This is a genomic window from Proteus sp. STS61-E, assembly GCF_040932335.1.
Taxonomy (GTDB): domain Bacteria; phylum Pseudomonadota; class Gammaproteobacteria; order Enterobacterales; family Enterobacteriaceae; genus Proteus; species Proteus mirabilis_B.
On record NZ_JBFQGE010000004.1, the window covers coordinates 59007 to 76288 of the forward strand.

Below are 17282 nucleotides of genomic sequence, written 5' to 3' on the forward strand. Positions count from 1 at the left end.
TACTCTGTCGGTAATTTTAAAAAGTGAACCATTAAGATGAAAATAATAGAGAGCCATAAAATAATAAACCCCATATTTAATACGGGGTTTATTTAAATTTAGGTTCGATTAGAAGCTATATTTAATGTTCGCCCAATAACGACGACCTTCATCGACAACCCAGTTACCACCTTTATCATTTACAGCAGGACCTGTTTCATCTGTAATATTTAATACCGCAAAGTTAAACATGGTATTTTTATTAAAGTTGTAGGTCATTCCTAAATCAAAGGTTGTGTACCCACTACGATAACGTGCCCCTGTGTAACCATTACGTTGAGCTGCCCAGATTTGTTTCCCAGTATAAGCCGTATTGGCATAAAAACTGGTTGCTTCATCAAACTGCCAGTCAACTCGCGCATTAGCGCTATGTTTTGGTGTTAAATCTAATGGGTAACCTTTTAAGGATTCGCCTGAACCTAGTTTTTCATCATCACTTTTACGTTCTGAATCGGTATAGGTGTAGTTCGCATTGACATGCCAGCTTTCAGCAATCGGGAATCCTACCGCTGTTTCAATCCCTTTAATATTTGCTTTACCCACATTATCGTATTGATACAGTTTTAAACCTGTAATTGGATCTATTTCGCCAGTGTCATAGTTCGTTAATTTATCTTTAAAATCAGTATTAAAGAAAGTCACACTTGCGGTAACACCATCCCCATTATCATAACCAATACCAATTTCTTGGCTGACTGATGTTTCAGGTTTTAAATCACGATTACCGTACATAATTGCACGGCCTTTTTCAGTTGAAGTACCGTATTCAGGGCTAATTTCACGTAAGCTTGGTGCTTTAAAGGCTTTCGCCACACCGCCTTTTAAAGTAAATTCATCCGTTAAATGATAAACAGCATACGCTCTTGGACTCCAGTGATTACCATAATATTCGTGATCATCAAGACGCACCCCACCAGTTAACGCGAGGTTGTCTGTCACGCTATATTCATCTTCAAGGAATAACGCTTTTTGATCTGCTGTAATAGTGGATTGTTTAATACCAGAACCCGTAGATGATTCATCTTTTAAACGTGAATATTGATATTGTCCACCAAAAGTCATCACGTTATCAGGTAAGAAAGCGGTAAATTTCGCATCAAAAACAGTATTAGTGATTTCAGGGCGACGATCTTCATAATACTTCTCGCGCTCTTTTGTCACCTTATCAATCATTTCTGTTTTGGTAATACGTTTTGTCTGTTCTTGATAAACACTTAATTCTGAGTGCAGAATATCAAACTGATTTTTATAGGTTAATGCCCAATGATTACGGTCATTATTGGTTTCTAGCATTTTATTTTCATCCGCTTTTCCACCACGGATAGTAAATTCACTCATGGATTTACCCGGTGTCGTTGTACGCTGTAACGTATTACGACCCGCTTCTAATAAAATGGTTTGATTATCAGTCGGTGTGAATGCCAATTTCGCCGTAATATTTTTATTGTCATTACGACCTTGACCATAAGTGATTTTATCTTCTGCGCGTAAGTAGCTACTACCGTAAAGCTGTAAGCCTAATTTATCTTCAATTAATGGCCCTGAAAGATAAAAATCACCATTAATAGAATCGCCGGCATCACGGTTGTGTTGCAGTGTACCGCCAAGTGCAACAGAGCCGTGCCACTCTTTTGTTACTGGTTTCGTGATGATATTGATAACACCACCCATTGCGTCTGAACCATACAGAGATGACATTGGTCCACGAATAACTTCTATACGTTCAATCGCATCTGCTGGTGGAATAAAGCCGCCTTCATAACCACCACTCCCATTCGGACGTGATTCACGGCTATTTTGGCGACGGCCATCCACAAGAATAAGTGTGTATTCACCCGGTAGACCACGCATCGTGATTTCTTGTTTATTGGCATTACCATTAATGCTAACGCCTTCAACGCCTTTTACTGCGTCGGCTAAATCATGAACCGGTTTCTTCGCCAGTTGTTCTTTACTGATCACGGTGATACTTGCTGGTGCATCTGTAATTTGTTGAGCAAACCCTGATGCTGATACAACAAGTTTTTCTTCTTTGTTTTCTTGTGCATACAGCGGGTAAGAGGCAGATAAAATACAGGCTGTTAATACGCCCATTTTAAAGTTCATAAAGATCCCCTGAATTTATAACGTTTATAATAATGAGAATGATTGATATTATCTTAATCAAATAATCATGAGAATGATTTTCTTTTCATATTTAATGTTTTTTTTTAATCTGTATCAAAGCAAATTAGAGCCATTCCGATTAAGTGCAGAAATAGCAGATCTCAAACACAAAAAAAGCAGATGGCATAACCATCTGCTTTGTCTCGTTTTGTAGGGTATTTTTAGATTTAGAAAATTAACAAATTACAGTCTTGTTATTACCAGAATACGGCGTAAAGCACACACAAGACGACCATAATAGCGTAGGAAGCAATATTGAATCCGCTTTGTGTTTTAAAGGTTTTATCTGTTAATGCAATCGCCCCTATGCTGTCATCTGTTTTAGTCGAAGTTAAACTGACTAAACCGATTACAACCGTAGTAAACATAAAGGTGTACATCATTTGATCAAGGAATGGCATACCTAACGGCATTAGCTTTAGGAACAACGCAAACGGTATAGATAAAACCACACCAATGATTGCACCTTTTGCATTCGTTTTTTTCCAGAATAAACCTAATAGGAATACCGCTAAAATCCCTGGGCTCACTAATCCTGTATATTCCTGAATATATTGGAATGCCTGATCGATACCACCTAGTAATGGCGCAATAAAACAAGCAATAATTAAAGCAACAACCGCACTAATACGACCCACATTCACTAAACGTGTTTCAGAAGCTTTTGGTCCAATATATTCTTTATAGATATCCATCGTGAAAATAGTCGCGATAGAGTTAAGCATAGATGCCAAAGATGAAACGATTGCAGCGGCAAGTGCAGCAAAAACAACACCTTTTGCACCTACTGGTAAGAACTGAGTTAGCCAAGGATAGGCTTTATCTGCTTGTGATAACGTTGGAATATGCTCTTGTGCCATAGTCCCTAAACCTGCCATTAATTCAGGGTTAGTGGTAATAACAAATGCAGCAATACCCGGCACAACGACAAGAACAGGCACAATTAGTTTTAAGAATGCAGCAAACACGAGCCCTTTTTGTGCTTCATTGATAGATTTAGCGGCTAAAGCACGTTGGATAATGTATTGGTTAAAGCCCCAATAATAGAGATTAGCAACCCATAAACCACCAATCAGCACCGCGATACCCGGTAAGTTCATAAATTGCGGGTTATCTTTCTCTAAGATCATTTTAAAGTGATCTGGCGCGGCTTGTGTCATTTTGCTCAAACCTTCCATGATCCCACCATCTCCACCGATATAGCTGACGGCTAATACTGTGGTAAACAGACCACCAAGGATAAGGAAGAACACTTGTACCACGTCTGTCCACGCAACAGCAGATAGCCCGCCATAAAGTGAATAGATAACAGCAAATAATGCTAAACCAACAATAGCATACATCATTGGTACACCAAGGATGGTTTCTAATGCCAATGAACCTAAATAAAGTACCGATGTTAAGTTAACAAAGATAAATAACGCTAACCAGAACACCGCAAGAATGGTTTTTAAGTTACGACTTTTAAAACGATTCTCGACAAATTCAGGAATGGTATAAATACCTTTTTCGATAAAGACAGGTAAAAAGTATTTAGCAACAATAATTAATGTCAGTGCTGCCATCCATTCATAAGATGCGATAGCAAGACCAATGGAGAAACCAGAACCAGACATACCAATGAATTGTTCTGCTGAAATATTAGCTGCAATAAGCGAAGAACCAATTGCCCACCAAGGAAGGGTTTTACCTGCAAGAAAATAATCCTTTGTTCCTTTTTTCTCGCCATCCTTAGAACGAGAAACCCATAATCCTAGACTAATAATGATCACGACATAGAGGGCAAAAATTGCATAGTCTATTGTGCTTAACCCAACACCTTCTGTATGCATAATATTTTCCTTTCAGACCCATAGAGAGAATAGGATTTTAATGTAAACGTTTTCACAATCATTTTCCGTTACTCTGTTCACAAATTTATCGCTTATGTTACGTAAATGGATCATAAAATAGGAAAACAAACGATTACCATGACGAGTAAAGCAATATTTAAGCCTAAAACACGATGGCTATTTTATTTAATAAAATTCAGATATCTAAATAATCGTTAAAAAAGTCCAAAAAATGATAACGATTACACAAATCAAGTAAGAATAACCTCTTAATCTGATAGAGCTCATTAAGAGGATCAACTTGACTGGATAATAAATGAGGTAATTAAGATTAAGAGAGGTGGCTAAGATTAAAAACAGAATTACGTTGAACTAATGTTGGCGAAAAAATACGTTGTTTTTGTTCGAGCATTTCACCTTTAGAAAGCCTGATGGCCAGTGCTGCTGCCTGTTCTGCCATCATTTGTACAGGATAACGCACTGTGGTTAAACGAGGGTGAATATAGCGTGCAATTAATACGTCATCAAAGCCAATAACGGAAATTTTTTCAGGAACAGGGATTTCATTTTCATCAAGAACAGATAAAGCCCCCGCAGCCATAAAATCGTTGTAAGTCACTACAGCTGTAAAATCGATTGATTTCGTCAGTAAGTGCATCATTGCCTTTTCGCCCCCTTCACCTTCTGGCTCACCATACTCGATATAACTTTCAGGTAACTTGATATTATTGGCTTCCAATGCAGCTTTATAACCAGCAAGACGCTGAGTTGTATCTTCAATATGATGAGTAGATGAAATATAAGCGATTTTGGTATGACCTTGACGGATCAGATGCTCGGTTGCCATCCATGCCCCTTTATAATTATCTAAAGCGACACAACGTTCAGCAATTTCAGGAATAAAGCGGTTAATCAACACCATGCTTTTAACTTCATGAGCATAAGCTAGCAACTCTTCATCAGAGAGTGCTTTTGAGTGGATCACAAGACCATCACAGCGACTATTAATCAATAACTCGATAGATTGGCGTTCATCTTGAGCATCATGATAACCATTACAAACCAAGATGTGCTTTCCTGATTGTCTTGCAATGTTATCAACCGCTTTCACAAGAGTGCCAAAAAAGGGATCGGAAACATCATGCACTAAAACACCCAAGGTTTGCGTACTCTGACTAACCAAAGCCCTTGCTGCCGCATTAGGTCGATAGCCTAATTTTTGCATTGCTGCATTAACGGTTTCGATAGATGCTTGACTTGCTTTCGGCGAGTTATTAATGACTCTAGACACAGTAGCAACAGAAACTCCTGCTTCTTTTGCTACATCTTTGATAGTCGCCATATCCACCCCTTATGGATCACCTTTATTCATGGTTAAGAAATAACGAGCCGTTAATCTACAAACAAAGAAAAAAGGGAGTAATAGAATTTAAGTGGCTTGATTATCAGCGAAGAAGTAAAATTTAAAAAGTAAAAAGATCAAATAAATAGTGAAAAGGAAAGCGTTTACACTTTCCTTTTATTGTTACGAGTAAAACTTATAGATTGTTTGGCTATTCCACGCTGTATTTGCAGGTAAAATACCTTGATTTTCATGCCATTCTGGATGATTAGGGCCATCTGGGAAATATTGTGTTTCTAATGCTAAACCTGAGTAATTACCGTAATGACGACTCTTTCCTCTTGTTCCTACCAAAAAGTTGCCTGTATAGAACTGAACAGAAGGCATGGTTGTAAAGACATCCATTTTGAGCTCGCCTTCAGGTGCAATAACGGTTGCGACAGGGGTTTTATCTTCAATCGCTTTCTTATCTAAAATAAACGCATGATCGTAGCCATTTGCGGCTTTTTGGCACTCATCTACCATAAAATCCAGACCAATACGTTTTAATTTACGAAAATCAAACCCTGTTCCTATTACACTTGCAAACTCCCCCGTAGGAATGTTGCCTTCACCATTTTTTAAATAATGAGTCGCACAAATTCTTAAATCATGTTCAAGTGCAGTGCGTTCAGTATGTTCGCCAGCAAGATTAAAATAAGCATGGTTAGTTAAGCTTAATGGCGTTGTTTTATCGCTCATCGCGTGATAATCAATACATACTTCATTATTGTCTGTCAGTGTATAGGTCACACTTACCTTCACCGTACCGGGAAAACCTTGGTCTCCATCATTAGAGATCAGTGAAAAAGTGACAGATTGAGAGGATTGTGCAGTGATCCCCCAGCGAAGATGACTAAAGTTTTGCTTACCACCATGTAAGGTATTTTTACCTTCATTCGCACTAATTTTATATTCCTGCCCCTCGACTACAAACTTAGCCCCTGCAATACGATTAGCAAAACGCCCAACCGTTGCACCTAAATACGCAGTTTGTTGTTTATGGGCATTCATATCCGCAGAGCCTAATAACACATCTCGACGATATCCATTAACCGGTACTATACAAGTTAACCAAGTTGCACCAATATCCATTAAAGAGATAGACATACCAAAACGATTTTTAAGCACCACTATTTGTGCAGGTTTTCCATCTGATGCAGGTTGTGCTGTCATTTGCTCAGGTTCAAGAAAACGAAGCTCTTTAGTCGCCATTATTTTGCCTCCGAATAGCCCGCTCCTTGGCTTGCAGAGCAGACATAGATAGTTTCTTTTAATCCTGTTTTAGCTTCGTATTGTGCTTTAACAGAGTCAACGACTTTATCCACTAAATCTGGTGTTACTAATGCTACGACACAACCACCAAATCCACCACCAGTCATTCTCACACCACCACGATCACCAATCACTGATTTCACGATTTCAACTAATGAATCAACCTCTTTAACGGTGATTTCAAAATCATCACGCATTGAGTGATGTGATTGCATCATTAGCTGACTTAACGTGGTTAAATCTCCATGGCGTAAGGCTTCTGCTGCATCTAATGTACGGCTATTTTCAGTAATAACATGGCGTGCACGACGATAAACTACTTCACTCATTAATGCTTTTTTAGCGAGTAAATCCTCTAATGAGGCATCTCTTAATGCCGCCACATTTAAAATATGAGCAGCTTCTTCACACTGTTGACGGCGGGTATTGTACTCACTATCAACTAAACCGCGCTTTTTATTGGTATTGATAATCATCACAACCATATTTTCAGGCATTCTTACGGCTGACGTTTCTAATGAACGGCAATCGATTAATAGTGCATGATTTTCTTCACCACAAGCCGAAATAAGCTGATCCATAATGCCACAGTTACAACCAACAAATTGGTTTTCTGCTTTTTGGCCATTTAATGCGATCTCTTTTTGGCTAATAGGTAATTGATAAAGTGTTTTAAGCGTTTGACCAATGGCAACTTCTAACGCAGCAGAAGAACTTAACCCTGCACCTTGAGGGACATTTCCGGATATCGCGATATCCATACCATGAAAAGAGTAGTTATCTTTTTGTAGAAAATGAATAACACCTCGAACATAGTTAGCCCACATTTTATTAGGTACAAACTCAATACTGTTATCAAGGTTAAATTCATCAACTTCATTTTGGTAATCAACCGCAATGACACGAATAATGTTATCTTCTCGTTTTGCTGCGGCAACGACCATTTGATAATTAATGGCGCAAGGTAAAACAAACCCATCATTATAATCAGTGTGTTCACCAATAAGATTTACCCTACCAGGCGCTTGAATAAAATGTGTAGGTGCGTAACCAAAAATAGATGAAAATGAACGAGTCACATTATTAATAAGTGCCTGCATAATAAATCCTTAGCTTAAAATTAAGTAATAAAAATCCCACCACAACATTATGTAAATAATGAGATGTTTGATTTAATTTATTTCGTGCGCAAAAAGCAGATTAATTAAAATACTGTGCCATATTGCTGGTTATTAACATTGCTCTTTATAATGAATGTCACTTAATTGACGTAAATTATTCGCGGCTTGTTCTGGTGTTAGATCTCTTTGCGATTCCGCCAGCATTTCATATCCCACCATAAATTTGCGCACAGTAGCTGAACGTAATAATGGCGGATAGTAAAGCGCATGTAATTGCCAGTGATCGATATTTCTATTGTCTTTAAAAGAAGGCGCAAAATGCCATCCCATGGAATAAGGGAAAGAACAATGGAATAAATTATCATAACGACTTGTTAATTTTTTCATTGCTATGGCAAGATCATCTCGCTGAGCACTATTTAATTCACTCATTCTGCGAATATGCGTTTTAGGCAATAACATCGTTTCATAAGGCCAAGAAGCCCAATAAGGTACGACCGCCAGCCAATGCTCTGTTTCAACTACGGTACGACTTGTATCTTTACATTCAGCATCAACATAATCGATTAATAGATTACGCCCGTATTTTTCAAAATAAGCTTTTAATTGCGTATCTTTTCGCGCTAATTCATTAGGTAAGAAATCACTCGCCCAAATTTGTCCATGAGGATGAGGTTGAGAACACCCCATCGTTTCACCTTTATTCTCAAACACTTGAACCCAAAGATATTCTTTGCTGAGTTCTTCTATTTGATTATCCCAAGTATCAACGATTTTACGTAAACTACTGACGGGTAATTCAGGAATGGTTTTTCCATGATCAGGAGAGAAACAGATGACTCGACTAATTCCTCTTACGGCTTGAGTTTGAAATAAAGGATTCGATGAAGGTTCAACATGATATTCGTCTTGCAACAATGCAGAGTGGTCATTATTAAAGACATACGTTCCTGTGTAATCTGGATTTTTATCACCAGAGACACGAGTATTATTCGGACACAAATAGCAGTGAGGATCATAAGAGGGAAGTGTCGCAATCTGAGGCTTTTCATCTTTGCCGTTCCAAGGTCGTTTCGCTCTATGTGGGGAAACTAAAATCCACTGACCAGTTAACGGATTATAACGACGATGAGGATGTTCAACAGGATCAAAAATCAGTTTCGACATAACCTTCTCTCTTATTTATTCAAGATTATCTGAATATTTTAAATCTTATTTCAAATAACCATTTGGATTTTGTAACTGCCAACGCCAAGCATCCGCTGCCATATCATCAATTGAACGAATAGCTTTCCAATGTAAATCTTTCTCTGCTTTTGCAGGGCTTGACCAACATTCTGCAATATCACCCGGACGACGAGCTTGTAATTGATAAGGGATAGGTTTACCACTAGCTTTACGAAATGCTTCAATCATTTCAATTACACTAGTCCCGTTACCAGTTCCCAGATTATAAATATGTAAGCCCGCTTTTTTACCTAACGCATTTAATGCTGCTATATGACCATCAGCCAGATCCATAACATGGATATAATCACGAACACCTGTACCATCTTTTGTTGGGTAATCATCACCAAAAACAGCCACTTGTTCACGACGACCAATTGCCACCTGAGAAATATAAGGGGTTAAGTTATTTGGAATACCTTTAGGATCTTCCCCCATCGTTCCTGATGGATGCGCCCCTACTGGGTTAAAGTAACGTAGCAAACTAATAGACCAACTTTCATCCGCAACAAATAAGTCAGATAAAATGCGCTCAACCATATATTTACTGGTGCCGTAAGGGTTAGTTGTACCCCCTACTGGTGAATCTTCAGTAATAGGAACGGCTTGAGGATCACCATAAACTGTTGCAGATGAGCTAAAAATAATGCTTTTTACGCCCGCATCACGCATACAACGCACTAGCACCAATGTGCCATTAACATTGTTGTCATAATATTCAATTGGTTTCTGAACAGATTCACCAACCGCTTTCAATCCCGCAAAATGAATAACAGACTGAATAGAATGCTTAGCAAAGATTGATGCTAATAGCTGGTCATCACGAATATCACCGTTATAAAACAGAGGGCGTTTACCTGTTAGAGCTTCAACACGATTAAGGACTTCTTCATTCGCGTTGCTAAGGTTATCTAAAACAATCGGTGTCATGCCTGCTTCAATCATTTGTACGCAAGTATGACTACCGATATATCCCATACCACCTGTTACTAATATTTCCACATTCACCTCTTTTGATTCAATTCAAAGGAAAAGCGCAAGACGGTTTCTGTTCACTGAGACAGAGTTTAACAAGATCAACAGAATTATTTCGTGATCAAACCGACATTTAGTGTAAACGTTTACACTCTTTTCGCACATACTTAAATTTTATAAAAATCTTAGTTTAGAATTGTATTACAGTAAGTTAATAAAATACGTAATACATCCCACTTCTTTACTGCTAAAAATAGCACCCATTCAAAGTAAACGGTTACATCATAATTAATCAGTTAATTACATGATAAAACTGACATTCAATACGTTTTATCATACCTTATTAACATCCCCGCTAATATGTTTAAGCGGAGTAAGAACACTCTCAATAAATACCTTATTACATAGATACTCTAAATAAATGCTTTGTTGTATAAATACTCTAAATAGTTCAAGTTACAGCTAGGCGGCAAGTGAATGAGTCGCTAGGAGCATACAATAGTATGTGACTAGTGTGAATGAACATAGCCAACAACGCTGGGGCTTGAAGTATAACGAGTATTGATGGAGAACATATGAAACCAATTGTTTTGCTCTACCAAGATCTTCCTGAAAAACTGTACAAAAAACTATCTGATTTTGCTGATATCAAACAATTTAAAACGCTCTCTTTAGAATCTGATGATTTTCGTTCCGCGCTCGCCAATGCTTCTGGACTACTAGGTGCTGGTGGTAATATCGATGAAAACTTTATTAACCTAGCACCTCATTTAAAAGCCGTTTCGACGGTTTCTGTTGGCTATGATAATGTTGATGTTAATGCACTCACTAAACGTAATATCAGACTAATGCATACTCCAACCGTATTAACAGACACCGTTGCAGATACCATGATGGCATTAGTACTTGCCGTAGCAAGACGTATTCCTGAACTTGCTGATAATGTTAAACAAGGTTTATGGGTTAAAGGTATCACACCTGATTGGTACGGTACTGATGTTCATCATAAAACCATGGGTATTATTGGTATGGGTCGAATAGGAAAGGCTTTGGCACAACGTGCACACTTTGGTTTTAATATGAATATTCTTTATCACTCACGGACAGAATATACAGAAGTGAACGATAAATTTTCTGCAAAGCATTGCTCTTTAGAAGCCTTATTACAGCAATCTGATTTCGTATGTATCACGTTACCATTAACACCAGAAACACATCATCTAATGGGTCAAAAACAATTTTCGATGATGAAACCTGATGCTTATTTAATTAACGCAGGGCGTGGGGCTGTGGTGGACGAATTGGCGCTTATCAATGCATTAGAACAAAAAGAGATCGCAGGCGCTGGGCTGGATGTTTTTGAAAAAGAGCCTCTATCTTCATCTTCACCTTTATTAACGATGAAAAACGTCGTCGCAGTTCCACATATTGGCTCTGCAACAAAAGAGACTCGCTATGCGATGGCTGAATGCGCAGTAGATAATCTAATTGCAGCACTGAGTAATAATATAAAAGAAAACTGCGTCAATTTCTAAAGTGGTAAATGGCGCTTTTTGAGGTACAAAAAAAGGTAATGAAAATCCATCATTACCTTTTTTATTAAGTATTCAAATAAGTTTAAGCGGGATCAACATGCGCCATCACGCCCAAGATCTGTTTATTTTGCAAAACCTTATTACGTGCATTTACAACAATCTCGTGGCTTTCACTGACCGTGAGATCACCTTTGATTTCAAGGTGTACATCTACGAGTAAATAATCACCTGAACGACGTGTCTTTAAATCATGAACGCCTTGCACGCCCGGTGTTGAAACCAGCATCTGTTTAATCTCTTCTAGCGTTTCTTCATCTGCCCCTCTGTCCATTAAATCTTGCAGAGCTTGATAAGTAAAACGCCATCCCATACGACCGACAAATAGTCCGACAATTAATGCTGCTAATGGGTCAAAAAATTTAAATCCAGCCAAACTTCCGATAATACCAATTGCAACAACTAATGAAGAAGCTGCATCAGAACGCGCATGCCAAGCATTCGCGACTAACATATTTGAGTCTACTTTTTTTGCAACCGCAAGCATATAGCGAAATAATCCCTCTTTAGCCGCTAATGCAAGTAAAGCCACATATAAAGCAACACTATGAACTTCAGGAATAGTAGATGGATCTAAAATTTTATGAATGGCAGAAAATACCATTCCCAAACCAACAATTAATAAAATAGTCCCAAGAATAAGTGATGCCGCATTTTCATAGCGAAAATGCCCATAAGGGTGATCCGCATCAGGTTGTTTCTGACTACCTTTATTGGCAATTAAAACAACAAAGTCAGCAATAAGATCAGAAAGCGAGTGAATACCATCAGCAATTAAACCTTGAGAGTGTGAGAAAAAGCCCACTGTAATTTGCCAAATGGATAAAACGATATTGACAAAAACACTCACTAACGTACTTTTTTTAGCTGCCTTAAATTTTTCAGACTGATTATTATCAGCCCGATCCAACTCAATATCATCAATGTGATTATGTGTCATAATAATAATCTTATTTAGTTTTAAATAGCCTACTCTATTGCCATAGATAAATAGAGTTCCATAGGTTATTTCAGGTTCCATAACTCATTGGTGAGGATAAAGGACGACTCTGAATAACAATCCAGTTTAGGGACTAAGATTGCTGTCCAGACATCATATTGAGATGTCATTGCCTATTAATATGCCATATTTAAATCTTTCTGTCTCTTATTTTTATCAATAAAATCTTATAGATACAGAACAATAATATAATTGATAATCATTCTTTTATGCATTTTCTATTTTTAATGAGAAAAAGAGAAATTTATTTTTAATACAACATTATTAAGTGCTTTTCTGTCAACAAGTTAAGGTATATAACTTATTTTTCATTATATTGTTAATATTATTTCAGACTGTTTTTAATTTTTAATGCTTAATAATGTAAAGCAGTAAATAATCATTCTCACTCTTATTTAAAACACAGATCACAGCTATTTTTTACTATTAGGCGATAATGGTAAATATTTTAAACTAACGCTAAGTGAGGTTTGTAATGTATAAGAAAATCCTAGTTCCCATTGATATTTTAGAAGATGAACTTTCTCAGGAACTGATCGCTCACATTGAACAAATAGCAAAGGTGGGTAAACCTGAGATCCACTTCCTCACCGTTATTCCTAATGCTGAACTTTTCTTTGGTATCGAGTTCGCTGCTATTCCTGAAAAATTCAAAGATTCGTCAGAACGTACTCGTCTTGCTTTTGTTGCGCTACAAGAAATGATTAAAGATGCAAAAATTCCTGATGAGCAAATTATATGCAATGTTGGCGTTGGTAACGCAAAAGATGAAATTTTAGAATATGCCCGCCATATTGATGCTGATTTGATTGCGATTGCGTCACATAGACCTAATGTTTCCTCTTATTTATTAGGCTCAACAGCGTCATCAATTGTACGCCATGCCAAAATGTCAGTTTTAGTTATTCGCTAATATTTAGTTTTAATAACGACAAAGCCCTTTGTCTCAATAACAAAGGGCTTTTTAGTACACTATGACCTGTCCTAAATAAGGCTAGTCGTTATTTTTTAACTGAATCTTGAGTCATCTCAGCTGCAGACCAAATACGATATTTCACATCAACATCTTTTGGTGTGTAAACAACAATTGGTAATTTACTGTTATAACGAATGAAGGCATCTGATCCCATATTTGCCTGTACAAAGGCATCTTTTTTCGTATTGTCAGCACATCCCATCATTGTTGACATTGGGCCATTCAAATCGCCAACAACATAATAGCTATAACCCCAACCTTCTAAATTCTTTTCATCTAGATCCGCACCAAACCACTGATGGTTACAATCTACTTTAAGTTCTTTACCAATAATTAATTCAACTTGGTAATTGCTTTCATTATCTTTTTTCTCTAACTCGATAACATGACGAACTTGATTTTCTTGAGCCTTAGGATAAGGTGCAACTTTATCTAAACTGTCGGTAGCTTGTGCACACGCAGATAAAGACATTGCCGCTACTAAAGATAATATTACTTTGTTCATCACTCTCTCCATATTTACAGCGAACACTTCGCCGTTAACAAAATTAGTCAGATGTTTTTATTGCTCGTTATCTGAATACTAATATTTTTAGTGCTTGAATGCTAACATCTTAGTAAATAGTACTATGAGTGGATAATTCTGAATGTTTTAAAAAGAAAAATCACGTTTTTTCATGAAATGTAAATTTGTGATGCTCTACCATGCAGATAGCCAATCTATGATTATACTGAAATAGAGACCCAATTTCTTTTCATAGGAGGTTATATGTTCTCAGATCAACAAGCCCTTGTTTCTCAATTAAGAAATAGTGATCCTCGCTTTGAAGCTCTCTACGATAAACATCATCGACTCGATCAAGAAATTGCTAAACTAGAAGGCCCTAACGGAGCTGGTTATAACGACGAAGTTGCCAAACTAAAAAAAGAAAAGCTTCATCTTAAAGATGAAATGCAAAAAATACTTCAACGAAGTGAAAAATAAGGCTCTTTTTAAGCGATGATATAATGTCATCGCTTTTTATGATTAAAAACAAAGATACCCTCTCATAAAGATGCATAATTAATGTATCTTTTATTTTTTAGGGTACTCAATATGTCATCAATACATGGTCATGAAGTTTTGCAAATGATCCTTTCTTCAGAAACTGCATTTACTAAAACATCGCTAATTGATGCTATCCATAAACAATTCGGTAATGACTCACGTTTTCATACATGCTCAGCTGAAAATATGACAGCGACTGAATTAGTTGATTTCTTAGAAAGGAAAGGTAAATTTATTCCAGCTGAGGGTGGATTTACAACGAGTAAAAATAAGATTTGTCATCATTGATAGATATACAGTTTTAAAACCCGATTGCCAGCGATTTCCTTTTCTATGTCATTGGCTTTTTATATAAACAAGTAAAAAGCCAATTCATTCTGACAATCGTAATTACTATATTTACTAAATTTTTACTGAACTTTATTCATCGTCTGTTTGCAACCAACCATCATCTTCCCAAACACTTTGAATAAGTTCCATTATGTGTTCATGCTTAGTTTCATCTTTTATGCCTGTGACTTGAATCGAGTTCATGCTACTAAAGGCAATACGAAACTGCATATCTGGATATTCTGGAATGATCTTTTTTCTCAGTTCGTGTTCTAAGAGCGGAAATAATGAGTCGGTTATCTTAGATTGTTTATTAAATAAAATTTCCACACGCATTGGTTTCACCATTTAAAGGCAAATAAACTGTATATAAATACAGTATTATATTCTAAGAAAAAAGAAAAGTCTTTTTGACAAAATTTTTTATCATTACGCATTAAATAATATTTTAGCGTCTCTATCGGCTTAATGATAAGATGCATAATAAATGCAACATATTACTAAGAGAGAAAGGTATGTCAGGAAAAAGAATAAATCGTGAGAAAAAAACCATTCAAAAAATGGTTCACCTTTATGCTCATTCACATCCTGAAGCTGACTCAGATTATTATCAACAATTAATCAATTATTCCTATAACCGATTAGATAAATGTCGTTATGGTGAAGATAAACCGGCGTGTAAACAATGTCCAATTCACTGTTATCAACCCGCCAAACGAGAAACGATGAAACAGATCATGCGCTGGGCAGGTCCTCGAATGTTAATTTATCATCCGATCTTAGCAATACGTCATCTTATTGATGATAAAAAGCCTGTTCCTCCTCTTCCCGAGAAAAAGCGAGCTATTCGTTCGACGGAAAAATAAAATCAGATTTATTCAATCGATATAAAACATGTTCCGCTAAAGGATGTGCTTTATCTAATGCAGGATGAAAGAAATTATCAGACTGGCGCATGCCCAATTTTTGCATCACACCTTGAGATGGAAGATTTGAAACTGCGGTAAAAGCAACAACCTCTTCTAATCCCAGCGTTTCAAACGCACATTTAAATACAGCTAAAGCTGCTTCATAGGTATAGCCTTTTCGCCAAAATTTTTGTGCAATCCGCCAACCAATTTCTACGCAGGGATTAAATGGCAAAGACGCAGCTGGAATATTTAATCCAACAAAACCAATAAACTCTTGAGTCTCTTTTAATTCAACTGCCCACATTCCCCATCCGTTTTGTTTAATAAATTTTTCACGGATAGTCTCAACCATATTATCACTTTCTAATTGAGATAAAGTGCAAGGAAAATAGCGCATCACTTCAGGTGAAGTGTTGATTTCAGAAAAAAATGGCGCTTTATCACTCTCACGCCATTCTCTTAGGTGTAGTCTGGGAGTATCTAAATTCATCGTTATTCTCTATTTATATAAAATTAAGACAATAGCGATAAAATAGGATAAGCAACGAACAATGAAAAGAAAAATAGTACTTTATTTTTTATTTTCTTTTAGTTGATTTTCTACTGGAGCAACAACTTTATCTTTATTTGCATTAGAGCTTTCTTTTATTGAAACAACACGTTGTTGAGCAACTGATTTTGCTTGATGTTCAACTTGCTCTGATTGCCCAGTAAAAATACCACCACGCTTAATAGACATACTGCCACAACGGCTAGTACCACGTAACTCACCGTGTTCTAAAATATCTAAATTATTTGCAGCACAGATGCCTTTTACAAAACCATCGATAATAATATCTGGTGCTGTTAATTCACCTTCAACTTGTCCTGCATGCATAACACGAATAACGCCATCTTTGACATTAATATTGCCGGCTACTTTACCCCAAATTTGGATATCGCCTTCAACATTAATATCGCCTTGGAATACCGTTCCTTTTGCAATAATCGTGTATAGTTTTTGCTCTGGCATCGGTTTTTTCTCTTCTGTTATTACTGGTGCAACAGGCTCTGCTGCTTTTGGTGTTTCAGTTTTACGACTAAACATAGCGGCTTTTTTTAACCTCAACGTCATAGAATAAATAATAATGCTAAAAATTAGGATTAAAATAATTAAAAATTCGCCTGCCATTTGATAACGCCAAAAGGCAATTAAGGCGAGAGTCCAAATTATCCATATCCCGCTGAATATCATATTTCGCAGTGTTCGCTTATTCTCCATAATTAGCTATATCCTTACCTCCCTGACAATAAATACACTTATGCATTCATCATTCTAATAAATAGATGGCAAGCATAATGCCAGTAATAAGCCTATTATTACCTTTTAGTTTTTTGATTTGTTCCTTGAGCGAAATAAGATTTAATTA

The 17282-nt window shown here is 36.8% G+C and carries 17 protein-coding genes; 5 read left to right on the top strand and 12 right to left on the bottom strand.

Features of this window, described 5'->3' with window-relative positions; translation table 11 throughout:
* Window positions 1–108: 108 nt before the first annotated feature.
* The 7 genes from AB4J89_RS10735 to galE form a co-directional block, all read right to left on the bottom strand.
* On the bottom strand, window positions 109–2145 hold the full coding sequence (locus AB4J89_RS10735; protein WP_311755611.1) for an IreA family TonB-dependent siderophore receptor: 2037 nt from the start codon (window positions 2143–2145) through the stop codon (window positions 109–111).
* Window positions 2146–2402: 257 nt separating this feature from the next.
* Window positions 2403–4037, bottom strand: a complete 1635-nt coding sequence (locus tag AB4J89_RS10740; RefSeq protein ID WP_088494985.1) for a sodium/sugar symporter — start codon at window positions 4035–4037, stop codon at window positions 2403–2405.
* Window positions 4038–4368: 331 nt separating this feature from the next.
* Window positions 4369–5379: a substrate-binding domain-containing protein gene (locus tag AB4J89_RS10745; protein WP_088494984.1), complete on the bottom strand. Its 1011-nt coding sequence runs from the start codon at window positions 5377–5379 to the stop codon at window positions 4369–4371.
* Between the two features lie 183 nt (window positions 5380–5562).
* Window positions 5563–6633, bottom strand: a complete 1071-nt coding sequence (gene galM / locus AB4J89_RS10750) for a galactose-1-epimerase (protein WP_088494983.1) — start codon at window positions 6631–6633, stop codon at window positions 5563–5565.
* On the bottom strand, window positions 6633–7793 hold the full coding sequence (galK, locus tag AB4J89_RS10755; RefSeq protein WP_311755612.1) for a galactokinase: 1161 nt from the start codon (window positions 7791–7793) through the stop codon (window positions 6633–6635). Before galK ends, galM begins: the two co-directional genes overlap by 1 nt.
* Before the next feature lie 132 nt (window positions 7794–7925).
* Window positions 7926–8981, bottom strand: coding sequence for a UDP-glucose--hexose-1-phosphate uridylyltransferase (locus AB4J89_RS10760; RefSeq protein WP_088494981.1), 1056 nt, complete (start codon window positions 8979–8981; stop codon window positions 7926–7928).
* 45 nt (window positions 8982–9026) lie between these two features.
* Window positions 9027–10043: a UDP-glucose 4-epimerase GalE gene (gene galE, locus AB4J89_RS10765; RefSeq protein ID WP_088494980.1), complete on the bottom strand. Its 1017-nt coding sequence runs from the start codon at window positions 10041–10043 to the stop codon at window positions 9027–9029.
* A gap of 548 nt (window positions 10044–10591) precedes the next feature.
* Between galE and ghrB the strand changes: the two genes are divergently transcribed.
* The gene (gene ghrB, locus AB4J89_RS10770; RefSeq protein ID WP_368469184.1) at window positions 10592–11551 is read left to right on the top strand and encodes a glyoxylate/hydroxypyruvate reductase GhrB; all 960 of its coding nucleotides are present in this window, start codon (window positions 10592–10594) and stop codon (window positions 11549–11551) included.
* An 82-nt stretch (window positions 11552–11633) separates the two neighbouring features.
* Here the strand turns inward: ghrB and AB4J89_RS10775 are convergent, their stop codons facing one another.
* Window positions 11634–12548: a cation diffusion facilitator family transporter gene (locus AB4J89_RS10775; protein WP_088496000.1), complete on the bottom strand. Its 915-nt coding sequence runs from the start codon at window positions 12546–12548 to the stop codon at window positions 11634–11636.
* A 535-nt stretch (window positions 12549–13083) separates the two neighbouring features.
* Between AB4J89_RS10775 and AB4J89_RS10780 the strand changes: the two genes are divergently transcribed.
* The gene (locus tag AB4J89_RS10780) at window positions 13084–13521 is read left to right on the top strand and encodes a universal stress protein (protein ID WP_023581562.1); all 438 of its coding nucleotides are present in this window, start codon (window positions 13084–13086) and stop codon (window positions 13519–13521) included.
* Between the two features lie 88 nt (window positions 13522–13609).
* On the opposite strand, the gene eco is transcribed toward AB4J89_RS10780, so the two are convergent.
* Entirely contained in the window at window positions 13610–14089 is a 480-nt protein-coding gene (gene eco, locus AB4J89_RS10785) for a serine protease inhibitor ecotin (RefSeq protein ID WP_368469186.1), read from the bottom strand.
* 264 nt (window positions 14090–14353) lie between these two features.
* Here eco and AB4J89_RS10790 point away from each other — a divergent pair, with 264 nt between their 5' ends.
* Window positions 14354–14569 (top strand): DUF465 domain-containing protein, encoded by a 216-nt coding sequence (locus tag AB4J89_RS10790; RefSeq protein WP_023581560.1) that lies wholly within the window; start codon window positions 14354–14356, stop codon window positions 14567–14569.
* Between the two features lie 111 nt (window positions 14570–14680).
* On the top strand, window positions 14681–14920 hold the full coding sequence (locus AB4J89_RS10795) for a YecH family metal-binding protein (protein ID WP_368469188.1): 240 nt from the start codon (window positions 14681–14683) through the stop codon (window positions 14918–14920).
* Window positions 14921–15052: 132 nt separating this feature from the next.
* Here AB4J89_RS10795 and AB4J89_RS10800 read toward each other — a convergent pair whose 3' ends face one another.
* The gene (locus AB4J89_RS10800) at window positions 15053–15298 is read right to left on the bottom strand and encodes a DinI-like family protein (protein ID WP_036934877.1); all 246 of its coding nucleotides are present in this window, start codon (window positions 15296–15298) and stop codon (window positions 15053–15055) included.
* 179 nt (window positions 15299–15477) lie between these two features.
* On the opposite strand from AB4J89_RS10800, the gene AB4J89_RS10805 reads away from it, so the two are divergent.
* Window positions 15478–15828, top strand: coding sequence for a nitrous oxide-stimulated promoter family protein (locus AB4J89_RS10805; protein WP_088494977.1), 351 nt, complete (start codon window positions 15478–15480; stop codon window positions 15826–15828).
* On the opposite strand, the gene AB4J89_RS10810 is transcribed toward AB4J89_RS10805, so the two are convergent.
* Together AB4J89_RS10810 and AB4J89_RS10815 are read right to left on the bottom strand one after the other, a co-directional pair.
* A complete protein-coding gene (locus tag AB4J89_RS10810; RefSeq protein WP_311755613.1) occupies window positions 15806–16363 on the bottom strand; it encodes a GNAT family N-acetyltransferase in 558 nt (185 codons plus the stop codon). The genes AB4J89_RS10805 and AB4J89_RS10810 overlap by 23 nt on opposite strands.
* A gap of 81 nt (window positions 16364–16444) precedes the next feature.
* Window positions 16445–17134 (bottom strand): polymer-forming cytoskeletal protein, encoded by a 690-nt coding sequence (locus AB4J89_RS10815; RefSeq protein WP_088494975.1) that lies wholly within the window; start codon window positions 17132–17134, stop codon window positions 16445–16447.
* Window positions 17135–17282: the final 148 nt, after the last annotated feature.